Origin of the sequence: Bacillus xiamenensis (assembly GCF_001857925.1) — a bacterium.
In the GTDB taxonomy this organism is placed as follows: Bacteria; Bacillota; Bacilli; order Bacillales; family Bacillaceae; genus Bacillus; species Bacillus xiamenensis.
The window spans coordinates 2,321,943-2,336,874 of record NZ_CP017786.1 but is presented as its reverse complement, the minus strand read 5'-3'; the positions used below and the strand labels follow the sequence as shown (position 1 = coordinate 2,336,874).

At 41.6% G+C, this 14,932-nt stretch carries 18 protein-coding genes; all 18 read right to left on the bottom strand.

All coding sequences use genetic code 11. From position 1 onward, the window contains the following. Positions 1 to 17: 17 nt before the first annotated feature. Genes BK049_RS11820 through BK049_RS11735 form a run of 18 tightly spaced genes read right to left on the bottom strand, consistent with a single transcriptional unit; the run spans position 18 to position 14,931 of the window. Positions 18 to 827 (bottom strand): N-acetylmuramoyl-L-alanine amidase, encoded by an 810-nt coding sequence (locus BK049_RS11820; RefSeq protein WP_071168591.1) that lies wholly within the window; start codon positions 825 to 827, stop codon positions 18 to 20. 44 nt (positions 828 to 871) lie between these two features. Then, a complete protein-coding gene (locus BK049_RS11815; protein WP_071168590.1) occupies positions 872 to 1,291 on the bottom strand; it encodes a phage holin family protein in 420 nt (139 codons plus the stop codon). Positions 1,292 to 1,333: 42 nt separating this feature from the next. After that, the gene (locus BK049_RS11810) at positions 1,334 to 1,513 is read right to left on the bottom strand and encodes an XkdX family protein (protein ID WP_071168589.1); all 180 of its coding nucleotides are present in this window, start codon (positions 1,511 to 1,513) and stop codon (positions 1,334 to 1,336) included. Beyond that, positions 1,510 to 1,794, bottom strand: a complete 285-nt coding sequence (locus BK049_RS11805) for a hypothetical protein (protein WP_071168588.1) — start codon at positions 1,792 to 1,794, stop codon at positions 1,510 to 1,512. The genes BK049_RS11810 and BK049_RS11805 overlap by 4 nt, the downstream gene beginning before the upstream one ends. 14 nt (positions 1,795 to 1,808) lie before the next feature. Beyond that, positions 1,809 to 3,050 carry a phage baseplate upper protein gene (locus tag BK049_RS11800; RefSeq protein WP_071168587.1) on the bottom strand — a complete coding sequence of 414 codons (1,242 nt, stop codon included), beginning with the start codon at positions 3,048 to 3,050 and terminating at the stop codon, positions 1,809 to 1,811. A 13-nt stretch (positions 3,051 to 3,063) separates the two neighbouring features. Further along, positions 3,064 to 4,962, bottom strand: coding sequence for a right-handed parallel beta-helix repeat-containing protein (locus tag BK049_RS11795; protein ID WP_244887345.1), 1,899 nt, complete (start codon positions 4,960 to 4,962; stop codon positions 3,064 to 3,066). Positions 4,963 to 4,976: 14 nt separating this feature from the next. Further along, positions 4,977 to 6,719, bottom strand: coding sequence for a phage tail protein (locus BK049_RS11790; RefSeq protein ID WP_071168585.1), 1,743 nt, complete (start codon positions 6,717 to 6,719; stop codon positions 4,977 to 4,979). 15 nt (positions 6,720 to 6,734) lie between these two features. After that, positions 6,735 to 7,568 (bottom strand): phage tail domain-containing protein, encoded by an 834-nt coding sequence (locus BK049_RS11785; protein WP_071168584.1) that lies wholly within the window; start codon positions 7,566 to 7,568, stop codon positions 6,735 to 6,737. After that, entirely contained in the window at positions 7,568 to 11,584 is a 4,017-nt protein-coding gene (locus BK049_RS11780) for a phage tail tape measure protein (RefSeq protein WP_071168583.1), read from the bottom strand. The genes BK049_RS11785 and BK049_RS11780 overlap by 1 nt, the downstream gene beginning before the upstream one ends. A gap of 15 nt (positions 11,585 to 11,599) precedes the next feature. Next, positions 11,600 to 11,794: a hypothetical protein gene (locus BK049_RS11775; RefSeq protein ID WP_071168582.1), complete on the bottom strand. Its 195-nt coding sequence runs from the start codon at positions 11,792 to 11,794 to the stop codon at positions 11,600 to 11,602. A gap of 2 nt (positions 11,795 to 11,796) precedes the next feature. Then, entirely contained in the window at positions 11,797 to 12,132 is a 336-nt protein-coding gene (gpG, locus tag BK049_RS11770) for a phage tail assembly chaperone G (protein WP_071168581.1), read from the bottom strand. Positions 12,133 to 12,172: 40 nt separating this feature from the next. Beyond that, positions 12,173 to 12,799, bottom strand: coding sequence for a major tail protein (locus BK049_RS11765; RefSeq protein ID WP_071168580.1), 627 nt, complete (start codon positions 12,797 to 12,799; stop codon positions 12,173 to 12,175). Positions 12,800 to 12,810: 11 nt separating this feature from the next. Next, on the bottom strand, positions 12,811 to 13,179 hold the full coding sequence (gene gp17 / locus BK049_RS11760; protein ID WP_071168579.1) for a tail completion protein gp17: 369 nt from the start codon (positions 13,177 to 13,179) through the stop codon (positions 12,811 to 12,813). Further along, positions 13,176 to 13,559 (bottom strand): HK97-gp10 family putative phage morphogenesis protein, encoded by a 384-nt coding sequence (locus tag BK049_RS11755; RefSeq protein WP_071168578.1) that lies wholly within the window; start codon positions 13,557 to 13,559, stop codon positions 13,176 to 13,178. Before BK049_RS11755 ends, gp17 begins: the two co-directional genes overlap by 4 nt. Then, positions 13,552 to 13,899 carry a phage head closure protein gene (locus BK049_RS11750; RefSeq protein ID WP_244887344.1) on the bottom strand — a complete coding sequence of 116 codons (348 nt, stop codon included), beginning with the start codon at positions 13,897 to 13,899 and terminating at the stop codon, positions 13,552 to 13,554. The genes BK049_RS11755 and BK049_RS11750 overlap by 8 nt, the downstream gene beginning before the upstream one ends. Further along, on the bottom strand, positions 13,853 to 14,194 hold the full coding sequence (locus BK049_RS11745; RefSeq protein WP_071168576.1) for a head-tail connector protein: 342 nt from the start codon (positions 14,192 to 14,194) through the stop codon (positions 13,853 to 13,855). Before BK049_RS11745 ends, BK049_RS11750 begins: the two co-directional genes overlap by 47 nt. A gap of 14 nt (positions 14,195 to 14,208) precedes the next feature. After that, positions 14,209 to 14,610: a collagen-like protein gene (locus BK049_RS11740; protein ID WP_071168575.1), complete on the bottom strand. Its 402-nt coding sequence runs from the start codon at positions 14,608 to 14,610 to the stop codon at positions 14,209 to 14,211. A 24-nt stretch (positions 14,611 to 14,634) separates the two neighbouring features. Further along, positions 14,635 to 14,931, bottom strand: coding sequence for a hypothetical protein (locus BK049_RS11735; protein WP_071168574.1), 297 nt, complete (start codon positions 14,929 to 14,931; stop codon positions 14,635 to 14,637). Between the last annotated feature and the right edge of the window lies 1 nt (position 14,932).

The following is a 14,932-nucleotide window of genomic DNA, read 5'->3' as shown; positions in this document are numbered from 1 at the left end:
TGGAAGGGCTTTTCATTTTACTTTTGTTTTACCTGAACATATTTCGTGGCAGCTGTGATATACAATCCTGATTTAAGCTTATACATTTTTGATCCGTTGACTGCCACAGTCTTTTCAATCGTAAATGCTTCACCTGGTTTCACCTTTTTGTGCTTTGCTTTCCAGTCCGGCTTATCATAGACCCATAGCCACCCGTCAGCATTCGGCTTCACTACGGCCATTTTAATGCCCTTTGGTGTCGTTTCTTTTTTAGGGCTTGTTTTAGATGACGATGACACCTTTTTTAAACCAACAGCCGCCGCGATCCCTTCTGCATGTCCCTCCGCCAAAGCATCAAGGAATGACTCCTGTTTCAGCAGCGCAGCGTCTTCTTTGCGGTCAATGAAAAGGTTCTCTGTTAGGATTGCAGGCATTTTTGTTTCTCGCAATACTGCAAGATTTTTAGATTTAGTTCCGCGGTCCCCTGCTTTTCCTTTAATTTTTCTATAAATCGCATCATGCACAACTTTTTGTTGCTTTCCTGTGCTGGAGGATGCAGATAATTTGTCGTAACGAAACGTCTCAAAGCCTGTTCCACCAGCTGCATTGATATGGATGGATGCAAAATAATCAGCGCCCCAATTATTTGCTAGTCTAGCTCTTTGAGAAAGATCAATATAAACGTCAGTTGAACGCGTGAGTTTGACCGTTGCCCCGTACACCTTTTCAAGAATCGCTTTAGTTTTCTTTGCGATAGTTAGTACAAGGTCTTTTTCTTTCATCCCGTTTGCTACTGCACCGGGATCGTGTCCGCCGTGTCCGGGATCAAGCATAATTTTCTTTGTCATATTCAATCTCTCCATTCATTTTTTCATATAGAAAAAACCGCCGTTTACTCAGCAGCTTTCTTTTCCTCTTCTTCTTTTTGGCTGTCATTTTCAATCACATGAAGCCTGTCAGTGATGGAAGCTGGAATTTTAACGCCGATCTGTGCAAGGTTTTCAACGATAGAAAGCCCTTCGTTTGCAATATAAAAAAGCACTGTCCCAAAGGTCAGCACTCCATTAAGTCCCATAATTTGATCAATGATATTAGCCACAATCACAACAACAAAACTAAGCATTTTCCGCACGTAACCGAACCATGCCGTGCGGCTTCTCAGCTTACCAACCTTCCATGCTTTAATGATCCCTGTCAAAACATCAATAACACTTAGCAGCAAGAGCAAGTCTAAAAATTTTACTCCGCCAAATAGATATGTCTTCGCCAAATCCAAAGTTTCAAAGTTAATAAACAATTTTATATCCCCCATTCGTTTGTCACCTCCTTTCGAAGGCAAAATAAAAAGCACCTGTTAAGATGCTGTTGTTCCTAAATCTACTGAGACAGCAGGCTTTTCGAATGAAACGCCTGTGATCTGCTCAAACTCTTCTTTAGTTATTACTTCTAATGCGACATACTCTCGCATTATCTCAAGAGTATAAACGCCCCAATCCCAAAATACTTTTATATCGGCCGCTGTTGGGTAGATCATGATGACCCGCCTCTCTGCAGCTGCGTAACTTGCAATGTGAGTAAAGCCGCCTGTTTTTTAAGAGTGGTTATATCATTAGGTAAAGGCGGTTTCGGCTGCATGCTCTCTATATAATCTTGAGTAGCCGTTTCACTCCACTCCCTTTTTTCCTCGTTATATTTTGGCAAATACAACCCTTTGGGCAGACCCACATCTGTAGCGTTTTTCGGCATCTCGTCATATTCACTTATTACATCTTCACCTGTATACATAAAATTTTCGTCATAATAATATATGTGCATGTCCCTTCCCTCCTTTACCACAATGGAATTGACTCGTTTATCTCAACTCTCGACACTTTTGAATTATCGTTCGCGTTTAGACCATTGAACTTGAGTGATCCGTCTTTCTCAAGCGTCAAACGTGCCGATCCGTACGATCCAACCGTAGCACCCAAAAATGCAGTTTCTCCTGACGGTTTTTGAGCAAAGCGGGCAATGACTGTATCGTTCGCGGGTATGCCCTCGAAAGACCCCCGAAGATGTAAAGAGTTTAGACGTATTGAGAATTGAAGTGGATTACTAGCAAAATGTTTTGTTGTTCCAGTAACAAATGTGACTTGATTCCATGAGCTAGTTAAATCAGCATCAGTCACCACACGTTTCCACCCTTTAAAATCCCCGTTAGTATGAACTGTTCCATACCACATAGTATTCTTGTAGCTGGCTGTTGCTAGAATCATTTTTCTACCCGATCCACTTTCGGACACGTCATAATTAAACCACCCAGTATCAGATGGATCAGGATTATTTAAAAGTCTGTTGTTAATCCCAAAATAAAACCCAGGCGGTAAAGTGAGTAAATCAGAACCATCAGGTATCAATTTTCGTGTCCCTGAATCTTGCGTCATTTTGTATAATTGACCATTATTCCATTTGTTTTTTTCGGCTTCTGTAACATGGATTTCGCTATTCTTAGCATAAACATCCGAATATTTTTTAGCTGCTGCAAGCGCCGTATCTGCTTTAGACTGCGCGCCTTCCTTTGTTTCAATCTTTTCCAAGTCCTCAAATTTTGATCGTAACTCGTCAATTGTTTGAATTGTTTCCTCATACAGTTCGTTAATTTTCTCTCTTAATGCCTCAAACTCGTCTACATAATACTCGGTGATCGGTACAATATCTTGATCAATGAGTGACTTTGAAATGTTAAAAGAGAACTGATGCACAGACATAGATTGATCATTTGTATAGTACAAATTTAATTCAGCTTGTACTATACCGTAGTGCTTGATCTCTTGATCTGATAAAACGTACTCGGCGTGACCGTTCACTCTATCAACTATCGTTACGTCTCGAATGAATCGGCTGCCGTCGTCCATAACTAATACAAGTTTTCCTGTGACAGCTGCTAAAGGCAGTGGTACCCCATCTTTCGTGAGTTTGAAAATGAGCCTTGCTGTCTGCCTATCCTGCGTCCAAAAATTTATACTGGTTGATATGCTTGAACTGGTATATGCGTTTACATCAAAATCAAGTGGACCGTTCTTGCGAATCATGTTATCACCTCTCTCATGTTACATTCTCGATTGTTTTAATTGGATCGACACTATCATCTTTTAAGCTACCTTCTGCTCCAGCTCCTTTGAGCCTGTTCCCAAAATGCTGAATCCGTGAACATTTGCTAGTCAAATACATCGCGTATCTGCATTTTTTTCCGCGCACTTTGTTGAATCTTGCTGCTGAATCTGAGACTCCATCCATGAAGATAATTCCGTAATATGGGTTTGATGAAGAAGTCCTTTTACCAGCATTCTGAATATCGCTGAAATCAACGTTTATGTCCTCTGAATCACCTGAAACAGAAATTCCCGAATATCCAACTTCACGTAACGTTGTGTTTGTGACATCAACATTTTTACAACCTAATTCCACTCGCACGCCGTTTCCTTCGATATCTCTTCCAATGCTTAAATCTACTTTGCCATTGCTGCAGCGAGTTAAGAGCACCCCATGATGCTTGATGTCTCTAAATTGATTTTTAGACACCAAAAAGCCATCCACATCTGATAAGTGAATAGCGTGCTTGACCTTTACGCCATTGATTTTATTGTTGGAAATATCCACGTCGTCAATTTTCTGAATCCCTTTACGGCCATATACCTGAATGGCATGACGCTCTTTAATGTTTGTGAAAGTGTTATCTTTGACTGATAGACGCTTTACCTTGTTGACCCTGTTCGTAGGATTGCCGTTTGCGTCTTGCGTGTAGACCGATTCAACTCTTGGGATCATTAGTCTTACGCCGGATGCACAATCCTTAAATCTGTTTCGGCTTATTACAACGTCTTCCCATTTGTTCCCTGAAATTGCGTACTCGGTCGTATCTTCAAAATCGTTGTTTTCGATACGAATATCAGAATACCAAAAGCCATCTGTGCTGGTGTGAGAATCTATCCCCCGTGCATATCCTTTTAAGCTTTCGGATCTGCTAAAATAGCAGTCTCGAATAGTGACATGCTTGCTGACGGTTTGGTCATAAGCTCCAAATGCTCCGAAGTTTTCCGCCGATCTCATTAAGTCCAGCTGAATTGCAGCAGAAAACCATCTGTCGCCTTTATAATCGGCGAAACCTTTAAACCAGACATTCTCTATTAATACGTGTTTATTACCCGCACAGTCAAAGGCGTGGCCGCCGCACACATCCTTGATAGTGATGTCCCGTATGATAATGCGCTCAGCATGTGCAAAACCTATTACTGAACATTGTTCTTTGATCTCTCCCCCTGCGCTATCCAGTACACCTTGTCCATCAATCAGTAGGTTTCCGTGTCCGTTATATTCTTTTGTCTGATCGTCTTTATCCCCATTTACAAGCATTGATCCTACAAAGCCACGTTTAATAACGGCACCAGCTTGTAAGGTTAAGTGTGTGTTTTTATAGATACGTGCTGTCTCCATTAATTTGTATTGTCCAGGAGGAACAACAATGTGCACAGGATATAATTTTGCAAGACTAAGAGCCGCCTTGAATCCTGCTGTAAAACTTCCGTACTTTTTAATAAATCTTTTTAGGTTCAAGGAAACGGCAGCTGCTTCTATTTCTTCTTCAAGTAGTTGAAAGTCATAGTCTAATCTATCTTTTGCTGTGGGATGAATAGATGCATCCCTAGCAACTCTAATATCAACTACTTCCTTTACGTCTTTTCCATCGTGATTCAACACTAAATTAATCAGCCTTGACCACAAGTTATCAATTCTATTTGCGACGGAAAATAACCCGTGCATAATCTGATTAGACGAATGCGCTTTTTTACTGTCTTTATGTGATTGTAATTCACTCGCGTTCTTATTAAGCTCATTCTCAACCGTTTGCATGTCGCTACGTAATTCCGATTCATAGACTGAATTTCTTGTCGTATCGTAATCCTTTTTAAGCCGGACCAATATGTTCACTCCCTTCAATTCCAAAAGAAAAAACGCTCCTAATTGAGCGTTCTCATCAACTGATCTATATATCTTTTTTGTTGCTTAATCTGCCGCGCCTGACTTACTTGATAATCCTGAATGTCTTTTCGGAAATTTGCGAAAGTCATTTTAGGGCTGTCATACGGGTTGAGGGGATTATAAGTGACAGACACTAGCCTTACATCGTCCTCAAACGTGATCCCGTTTGCCGTATCGGCAATGACATGGATCGTGTCACCTTTCCAAAAATCCTCTTCTATACCTTGTAGTGCTGGCTCATAGATATACTGATACTCAGCCTCAACGACTACATCAGGATATGGGTTTACGTGCTTTTTCAAAGCAGATACCATGTTGCTTGCTTTTTTTACTGTGTCGTCTCTTATCGGCTCACCCCATCGCGGCTTTCCTTCAATGAGAAACTTATCTTCATCAGGATGGATATAAAGGATAGGCTCGAATTCGTATTCAGGCTCTTTTTCCTCTTCATCCTCGTTCGTTTTTGTATCAGTGGATTTAGTATCACTTTTCTTAACTTTCTTTTCTGCGCCGTAACCCCATGCTCTTGTGGAAGTGTTTTGGTCATTGATCTTTAATTTAAAGCCCGGCATATTGTATCGGCTGTCAAAAGTGTAATCTACTACTTTTCCCATCTTTTTATATACATAGATGACATAGTTGTTTACATCAAGCTCTATTTCATAATCCTCAACAATTTGATCCATTAACTCAATACAATTCTTTTCGCCGAAGCCGTCTTGATCAACGGTATCAAATGCTGATTCTTTTTCTTTCAGGACATATTGAAAAGGTGTGTCAGCAAGCGCAATGTCTAGGGCTTCTTTGATGTTAAGTTTCTTTGACGTTTTTTCCTCGACCCTGTCATTTACAAGAAGTACAGTATAAACATGATTGGCTGTTACCTTTTTTTGCAGCACGTTTTTTCTGCTCTGATCAAGCTCAATGTCTGTAATGTAATACTTTTGATGGTTGTAAACTTTCTCGTCTAAATACAGTATGTTTCCTGGAACAAGTAAATCAAATTCTGTTCCGTTATCCTCAGTTCGCATTAACGTAAAAGTGAAACTCTTTTTACCTGTTGTGTCGTCTTGCAGTTCTAGCACTGCGCCAACGATTTCCACAAGCTCTTTGCCGTCTTTGGTCGAGACATGCAGCTGCCTAAAATCAATATCAGAAGGTAATCCGTCGTTTAACTCTACGTCCTTACCCTGGTATTCCTTGCTTGGATATGTCGGATTTGTTGGTGTTTCTGGCTCACTCGGTTCTTCTGGACCGTCAGGAACGTTTTGGTCATCGTACTGTGTCAGGTTGTATTTTTCAATGATGCTGATGAGTTTTGAAGGGTAATTTATATCCGTAGCGTACCCTGCATCTTTGACTGCTTGGCACGCCTTTTTATAATTGGTTTCCCCTACTACCGCTTTATAACGACTCAAACGAGTGTACAAACTCCCTAAATCCGCGAGACTCTCAGCATATGATGGATACTTTCTAAATTTAGCTTGTATTCTGGTAACGTTCCCCTTTTTATCCTGCTCGTTGGTCCACATCAATACGTATTTTCCGTTATAAGTTCCTTTAATACCAAACAGGTTATTGGCCTGTTGAGAAAGACCACTCGTTCCAAATCCACTTTCTAAGCACCCTTGAGCAATGACAAGACTCGCAAGCACATTATATTTTTTGTAAACCTTCTGCGCTCCCGGTGCCAACTTTTTAATAAAATCAGCCGCTGCCATGATGACATCCCCCTTTTACGGAAAATAAAATCTTGTATCGAATACAATTTCAAAGTCATTTGTATTCTGTATCTCAAACTCATTCATGCCTTTATCTAAGGACGGTAGCCTTCCCGACGTTTTCAATCTTTTATTGCCGACAACGGTATACTGTTTCAGGTTTCTGACCTGCTGGGACTTTTTCAGCTGTGCTTCTATTTTCAATCTTTCGTTATTCGTGTGATTGATGATTGTCACGTTTTTTCCCTTTGCATTAAGAAGTACATTATAATCATGTTGCATTGGATTAATAGGTAAACCAGGATTAAATACACTGAAACGCTTTTTGTTTTTAAATCGGTACTGCAGATCGTCGCGCCTCTGTATACCCATTCCTGAAAACCATCTTTCATTAGAAAAGTTCTGCGCGCTTAAAGACGTGCCTTTTGACTCTGCTAACCCTGTGATATTAGTGAAATCTACTTGGAAAGACACCTGATTTTTTTGTTTGTCTTTAGGGATCTGAAAGCCCCCATCGCATGTAACCGCAAAACGCCTCCCAGGAAGAAGATCACATGAGATGTAATACCAGGAGGGCTGAACAACGAGATCATAAAACTCATGTCTGTACTGATAAAAGTTTGCCGCTATTTTAGCATCTAGCAATATTTCAACCTTGATAGACCTTTCTTTGTACACAATGTCGCGCGGGTGCTGCGTCGGTACAAGTCCGTTAAACCTGGTTAACTGTACAAGCTCCCTATCAGTGCTCGGCGCGTCAGGTGCAAAACTAAGCAACTTAAAATAGGGCAGTAACCCCGATAAAGGTTGCTCCCCCATTCCGTCTCTGAAATCAAAATACAGATCCATTATCTTTTCAGCCCTCCTTTATAAGCATTCTGTTCGTACTTTTGAGCGCTCTTTTTATCTAGTATGGATGTGTCTCCTTGATTAAAAACGATGTCTGCTAAATGCTCACCGCCAATAATGACAGGTGCAGGATGGATTTTGATTGTTTGCCCAGCAGCACTTACGCTTTCATTGTTGGATTGTAGATTATTTGATAGAAGACTAATAAGAGCATCGAGCTTCTGATTTAGAATAGGCGTATCAATTTCGTTTTTCACAGTCAGTTCGGCACGCATTGTGTTTATCTCATCTGCTGCTCCTTGGATGTTAAAAGCCATTCTATTAATTTCAGACTTAAATGACGACATAGCACCTTGCGCCATAGCTGCAGTGCTCTTTTTCACGTCCTGCGCCTTTTCACCAAGACCAATTATGAAGCCGTCTCCAAAGTTCACACCTTCTGCGATGGTCTTTTTTGCAGGAGATTTAGAATCTATTGATTTTTTAAGAGATTGAATGGCAACTTTACCAATAGTCCAGGCTGCTTTCCAAATTGTCCCGCCGGTGCCACCCATACTACGAATACCGTTAGCAAATCCTTTAGAAAAATCAGCCCCTGTGCTAGTTGTTTTAACACTGGATAAGCCTTGTTTTCCTGATTTTGCAACGGTGCTGCCTGAATTGCTGGCATTTCCGGCTTGGCTACGGATTCCCGATGCAAATTGAACCCCTGCTTTTTGTCCGCCCCCGCCATCGGTTGTTTTGGCAAGTTGGGCTGTTGCTGACGCACTAACGGATGATGCTGCAGACGTATTGGCGCCCTTTGTGCTTGTTATTCCCGCACTATGACTTTTCCCTTTTGTCTCTCCTGCTTGAGTAGCTTGAGTGGTATTTTTGTTTAGGTTTGATAACGCTGTTTGGTTTACGCTACTTGCTGCAGTGCTTGTGCTGCCTTTTGTTGAGCTTATACCTGCGCTAAATGATTGGCCTTTTTGTGAGCCGAATGTTTTAGCTCCTGCATTGCCTTCACTTAACTTTTGTTTTAGTGCTTGCTGCAGAACTGTACCACTGTTAGATACGTTAACTTTTGACGAATTAATACCTTCACTAAACGATTGACCTTTTTCTTGTCCTGCAATTCTAGGGGTGCCGTTTTCTTCTCGCAATTTTTGATCCAGTGTTTGTTTAAGGATCGACCCACTTGCTAACGTGTTAGGCGTCGCAGCTGTTATGCCATCTGCGAATTCATCGCCCATTTTCTTTCCTGATTCACGGGCAGATGTTGCACGGTTGAATTCGTTTTCTATCTTTTCAATCGCTTCATTTGCTTTGCTCGCTGACTCTTCTGTAGAACGGCCCAATCCCTCGTTAAACTCTATAAGCGCTTGTTTCGTTTTTTCTAATGCTTCTTCTTTGCTGTCTCCAAGTTTTTGTAAGAATGCTACTTGTTTTTCGGCCCATCGTTCTTGGTACTTTGCTTCACTTTCTTCCATTTCAACAAAGATCCCCATTGAATTACTGGAATACTCTTTTTGCTTTTCAAGGGCTTTTCCTGTTTCCAAGTCCAGCAGTTTCCCGTCTTGGGCCATTTGATCAAATAACGCTTTTGAATTGTTTTTATACGCTTCTAGGTTCTTAGCAAGATCCTTTTGGTAATCGGCATTCGTTTTCGCTTTTAACGCTTTGTATCTTTCAGCATTTTTTGCATCTTTTACAATAGCTTCATCCAAGACTTTAATTCTATAGTCTCGGTCTTCTTTCGCTGCTTTCTGACCTTCTTTGTATAGCTCTGTGATTTGATCATTGTAGCTTTTTGCATTTTTAAAAGAGAGCTTGTTTTGACTCTCGGAAACCCTCTGTTGAATAGCCAATGCGTCTTTTTGATTGGCCGCAAACTTACTCGTCGCCTGTTGAAAGAATGAAATAATGCCATCAAATTGTTTCTTTTGTGAAGCATTCATATTTGATGATAATAAACCTGTTTCATCCTTCAATTTTTCAAGTTGGCGCATTTTCTCTCGTGCTTTTTGAACATCCTTGTCGATGTTACCAACTAATTGATCTGTCCAATCTTCTCCGATTTTCTTTGTCTCTTTTTCCTGGTCTTCAAATAGTCCTTTGAGAACTGCTATTGCATCAGTCTTAAATCCTTCTAACTCCTTAATAAGTGAAGTGGACATTTTTTGATAAGTAGACAATAGATTGCTTGCCATCTTCTCGGCTTCTTTTCCTGAAACCTGTGTCAGTTGGAACAATTGCGACGTAGCTTTTTCGCGTAGGATCACATATGAACCGGCTGCCTTTTGTGTCGCTTTAGAAACGCCCTCACCATATAGAAGAGCCGATTCTTTTGCTTCTTCTTGGCGTTTCTTTTGATTTTTCAGCTGCTCATTGTAAGCATACGTCGCAACGGCAATGCCTCCTAGTAAAGCCGTTCCACCAACTATGGCAAGCCCCACCGGACCCGTAAATGCTAAGAGCGCACCGATACCCATCGTCAGCGTTGCAACTGCTGTTGTGGCCCCCAAAACTCCCGTAGCAAACAACGCAGTTTTAGCAACCGTTTGAGCTGTGGCAGAATCCATTTTGTTAAACATGGAAACGATGTCTGCTCCTTTTTCAGCTAGGTTCCCAAGTGCAGGAAGTAGACTTTCAGTAAGCTTAATCTTTGCCCCTTCAACTGCAGACTGGAAAGCAATGATACTGCCCCGCGCATTATCAAGCATTGTGTCGGCCATTTTTTTTGCGGCACCGTCTGATTCTTTTAAGGCTTTAGTATTTTCTTTCAGTGCTTTGCTGCCTTTTTGCAGAAGAATAGCCCAATGTTTATAAGATTCAGCGCCGACAATGGTTTTTAAGGTTGCGGCTTGCTGTTCCTTCGTCATGCCTTTCATGCCCTTTTCCATTTCAGCAACAACTTCCGGCATACTCTTCATATCTCCGGCCGCATCAAAGAACGCAAATCCTAATCTATCAATTTCCTTTTGAGCCTTTTTAGCTGGCGTAGCTAACCTAATTAAAGACGTACCAAAGGCTTGTCCTGCGATAGAACCCTGCAAACCTGCGTCACCAAATGCCATGACTGCAGCCGCTGATTCTTCGAGGCCCCAACCAAGTGAATTGGCGTTAGGTGCAAGGAACTTCATGGCCTCTCCCATTTGTTCTACGTTGGTATTTGCATTCGCGGCACCGTACGCGATAACGTCCGATGCGTGCCCCGCTTCCGCTGCTTTCATAGCGAATGCTTGCATCATGTTGGAAGAGATATCGGCGGCAGCAGCTAAATCTAGTTGTCCTGCTGCTGCTAAATTCAGCATACCTGGCATCGCTGCGTAAATGTCGTTTGCTTTAAATCCGGCCATTGCCAGGAAGCTTTGTGCGTCTGCTGCTTGACTGGCAGTGAAAACAGTTGTTGCCCCCAACTCTTTAGCCTGGTTTTTCAGCTTTTCGACTTCTGCAGCTGTACCACCTGAAATAGCTTTAACTTTACTCATTTGTGTTTCAAATGACATACCCACTTCCACTGCGTCTTTTAGTGGGAGGACCAAGCCAGCAAAAGCAACACCGGTAGTCATCGCTACCGAAGCACCGGTACTTCTCATTTTGTTGCCAACTGTATTCATTCTTTGGCCCATTTTATAAAGCGAAGAAGAGGTTCGTTTTATTTCAGCTTCCATCTTCTGAATTTTGTTGGTCGTTTGTGTTAACGCATTTTGCGTTTTATTCATTTCAGCTGTTGCATAGTTCAACCGACGGGCAAGATTTTGGGTTTCTCTAGCGTCCTTCCCCTTCTTAACGGCTGAATCTGCATAAGCTCTTTCAAGTGCTTTGACCTTCATTTTATGCTGATCTAATTGCTGTGAAAGGGTTCTGACTTTTGTTTGTGACGTTTTCAGTTCATTACCCCACACACCGACGGCAGTCCGATTCTTTTCAAATTCAGACTTTATGTTCTTCATTTGAACGGCAATTGCTTTCATTTCCCCGTTAAATTGGGACGAATTAGAATACAGCTTTACTTTAATGTCTTTGCTCAATCCCTCACCACCTTTTTACAGTCCAGGTATCTGATCAATGTATAAAGGCTTATCCGATGCTGCAGCATTCTTACTTGGCTTTTCCTTGCTCGCTTCTTTCCTGCGTGCAAGGCGTTTTAGGTGATAGACAATGTCCATTTGGTCTATCTGATTTTGAGTAAAGCCAATGTCCTCTAATGCGTTATACATATCAAGGACCGCATCGGACAAACTTACTCCCCCGGCTCTGCTTCCTCTGCGGTTTCAGGATTCAATATATTGCTTGCCTCAGCGATATTCCCTATGACATACTGTGCGGTCGCAAAGATGGTTTTGGTCAAAAGACGTGCGTCAATACCTGTATCGAATTCCTCTGCAGTAAACTTGTTTCCGAACACGTTACAAATGAACTCGGTTTGAGCACTCGTATGAAATCTTTCAGGATCATTCGATTCCAAGTCTTCTATAATTTCTACCGCGGTTCTAAACAAGGCACCTGTAATAAAGTTAGGTGTGGAAAATTCCTTTTTCTTTCCGTTCAAATGCAAGGTGATTGTCAATGCTTCCATGTGTTATTTCCTCCTAATTACAAAATAAAAAAGAGCGTTATTAAACGCCCTTTCCGATGTCTACTGAATTTGTGGAATCCTCTGTATCTTTTCCTTTTGCAAACGACGCCCCGTCGTATACAACTTGTTTAAACCATTCATCCGGGTCAAAACCTTCATCGAATTCAGCTTGAGCCTTCCACCGATTTTTTCCTTTTTTGTTTTGCAGTGTCATGAAGCCAGCCTTGAATTTTGCTGTTTCAGGATCTGCTTTACCCTCTGTGGTTTTATTTTCGTTAGCCATCAATTCAGGAAGTCCCTTTAAGAACCAGTAAAATCTATGGCCGCCTGTGGACGTTTTCGCCCTAAAGCCAAAAGCCAAGAAAATAGCCTTGTCATCAGAACTGGCAAAAGAAATCCCATTTTCGACCTTGTGACCGAAAATCTTGTTTTGCACCTCAATAGGTAAATCTGCTAGTTCAGCCTCAAGGTCAATGTCACCCATGTTGTTAAATGAATCATAGACGCCGTTATCAGCCCAAAATTTAGATTGCTCTGATTTAGGATCGACTTTGACGTTTACAGCTCCTGGCAGTCTTTCAGGCTTTGCATATTCAAGTCCCTTGTCGTCGTCTTGAATAAGTTCAGCATAATGGAACATGTCTAATCCGTAGATTGTTTTCCCCATCTGTTTTCCTCCTAGAAAAATGTTTTAACGTACCTCATGCCCTTGTGAAAGATTTTTGTATCTGTTTCGTAAAGATCGACTGAATCGTACCTCCCGTAACCTAAATCTTTCATCAGTTTGTCTATCTGTTTTGCTATTTCTGTCTCATGCGTCCGCGTGTCTGCTTTTGAAAATATACTTAGCTGAAAACGAACTTCACTAGCAACTGCTTGGTTGTCTCTGTATTCCTGGTCCCTATCTGTAATCTCTGAAAACACAACTCTAGGGAATGCGGCCACATCATCAGCCACAAGATTATGAAAACCACCCGTGACAAGCTGCTTTAATTCATCGTTTTTTATTAACGCTGCACTCAATTCTTTCTTTGCATCAAAGCTCATTTAATAGGCGCCGTGATAATTCTTTCCATGATCTTCACAGCTTGTCCCTCCCCTTCAATTGCGCTTTTTTCAATAAATGGATGCGGCGGCATTTTAGATGTGCCCCATTCTAAAAAGCGCCCTCTGTAAGCGACTTTTCTGTTTGGCCCTACCGAAACAAACAGCTCACCGTCTTTGGATTCTCTTGCAGCTGAAACCGTGATGTTATCGACCATGTGAGGCTGATTTTTTGAACTCTTATTCACGTTACGTTTTTGGTGCTCGGCTATTACCTCGCCGCCAGCTTTAAGAGCGACCTTTTCAGCTTTTTCGACGTCGTCACCGATTTTATTAAAATATCTCGTTAAATCTTCGAACCCTTCTATATCCATATCAGCCATTTATGCCGACCTCGTTACAAGTGACTTCAAGTCGCTTCTTTTTGTTTTCTATGTCGTTATAATCCATTACATCGAAAGTGCGATAGATTGGCTCTCCTGCCTCGTCTGTTCCAGTTTGAAGAAGGATTCTCATGTCTTGTTTAACGTCTTCCCGGTATCTTATTGTGATTTTCTTAGGTGACTTAACGCCTAGTGCGCCAGCAACAAGCGTATCTGATTTTGTGCCGGAAAATCCTTCAATTGAACCCCATGTCTCAAAGACATTTTCATAGGATTCATTCCAATTCAGCTCATCATCCTGTACCCTTTTCTTTACTTGGAAGATTAACCTCCGATTCAATTTGCTTATCTTCTTCATTTCCTTTCACATCCACATATCGAAGTTGAGTCAGCAAAGCTTGAACGGTAAAAGGGATGTTTGAGCCGGAAACACCTGACTCATACATCCCCCTGTTTTCGTACCAATGCTCAACTAACATCCCTACTACAAGTTCAAATTGAGCGTTACCTTCTGTATAACGCCCTATTCCGTTTCTGATATATTCCTTTGCTGCAGTAATTAAGGTTTTAAGTAAGGCATCATCTTGGTCGGTATCAATTTTTAAATATTCATCTTTCAGCATTTTTAAATCCATAGAAGACCGCCTACTTATTCAGTATTTTCTTTACCCTCAAGCCCATCAACTCGTGTCTGTAAATCTGTAATCATTTTTTGTACTTCTGAATTGATATTGTCCCATTTAACACTACCTTTACCGATTGTCCGTGAGTTTACAGACCCGTCGCCTAAATGATCGTTCTTAATAGCCCCCGTTTCAATTACTGCAGGATCTCCTTTGTCACCTTTTGGACCTTGCTCTCCTGGATCGCCTTTTTCTCCTTTCGGACCTTGAGGGCCTTGTTCACCAGGATCACCCTTTAACCCCTTCACATAAAGAGGATTTTCTTCGCTATTGTCTTTCACTGTAACTGCTGTGATAGGTTTACCATCAGGACCCGCCTCTGCAGACGTGAATACTCCATTACTTTCGTTTAGGTAATCTTTAGCCATGTTTAATCCATTCCTTTCAATTGTTTATTCTTTGCTCAGTTTGCTTTTCAGCTCTTTTATTTCGTCTTCCATTCCCTTGAGTCTAGTTTCAATAGACGAATTAAGATGCTCCGGCATGACGCTCCCTGTCCCGATGTTTGCCGAACGGACAGCTTTTTCAGCAAGCATTTCATGTGTCACGCTTCCTGGTGCTGCTGATCCGCCGCCTCCTACACTCACTTCCTCGCCGTCTTTGACGATTTTTCCGCCTGCAAATTCTAAAACACCACCGATGACAGTTCGATCCCCGCCGTCAGTGGTGTAATTTTTTGTCACTCGCATG

What these genes read in the sequence shown, in the direction of transcription:
- BK049_RS11785 (WP_071168584.1), bottom strand. Translation starts at nt 7,568, where the DNA reads ATGGATCTGTATTTTGATTTCAGAGACGGAATGGGGGAGCAACCTTTA.
- BK049_RS11740 (WP_071168575.1), bottom strand. Translation starts at nt 14,610, where the DNA reads ATGGCTAAAGATTACCTAAACGAAAGTAATGGAGTATTCACGTCTGCA.
- BK049_RS11800 (WP_071168587.1), bottom strand. Translation starts at nt 3,050, where the DNA reads ATGATTCGCAAGAACGGTCCACTTGATTTTGATGTAAACGCATATACC.
- BK049_RS11790 (WP_071168585.1), bottom strand. Translation starts at nt 6,719, where the DNA reads ATGGCAGCGGCTGATTTTATTAAAAAGTTGGCACCGGGAGCGCAGAAG.
- BK049_RS11735 (WP_071168574.1), bottom strand. Translation starts at nt 14,931, where the DNA reads ATGCGAGTGACAAAAAATTACACCACTGACGGCGGGGATCGAACTGTC.
- BK049_RS11815 (WP_071168590.1), bottom strand. Translation starts at nt 1,291, where the DNA reads ATGGGGGATATAAAATTGTTTATTAACTTTGAAACTTTGGATTTGGCG.
- BK049_RS11810 (WP_071168589.1), bottom strand. Translation starts at nt 1,513, where the DNA reads ATGATCTACCCAACAGCGGCCGATATAAAAGTATTTTGGGATTGGGGC.
- gp17 (WP_071168579.1), bottom strand. Translation starts at nt 13,179, where the DNA reads ATGAGCTTTGATGCAAAGAAAGAATTGAGTGCAGCGTTAATAAAAAAC.
- BK049_RS11805 (WP_071168588.1), bottom strand. Translation starts at nt 1,794, where the DNA reads ATGCACATATATTATTATGACGAAAATTTTATGTATACAGGTGAAGAT.
- BK049_RS11765 (WP_071168580.1), bottom strand. Translation starts at nt 12,799, where the DNA reads ATGGGGAAAACAATCTACGGATTAGACATGTTCCATTATGCTGAACTT.
- BK049_RS11755 (WP_071168578.1), bottom strand. Translation starts at nt 13,559, where the DNA reads ATGGCTGATATGGATATAGAAGGGTTCGAAGATTTAACGAGATATTTT.
- BK049_RS11745 (WP_071168576.1), bottom strand. Translation starts at nt 14,194, where the DNA reads ATGGATTTAAAAATGCTGAAAGATGAATATTTAAAAATTGATACCGAC.
- gpG (WP_071168581.1), bottom strand. Translation starts at nt 12,132, where the DNA reads ATGGAAGCATTGACAATCACCTTGCATTTGAACGGAAAGAAAAAGGAA.
- BK049_RS11820 (WP_071168591.1), bottom strand. Translation starts at nt 827, where the DNA reads ATGACAAAGAAAATTATGCTTGATCCCGGACACGGCGGACACGATCCC.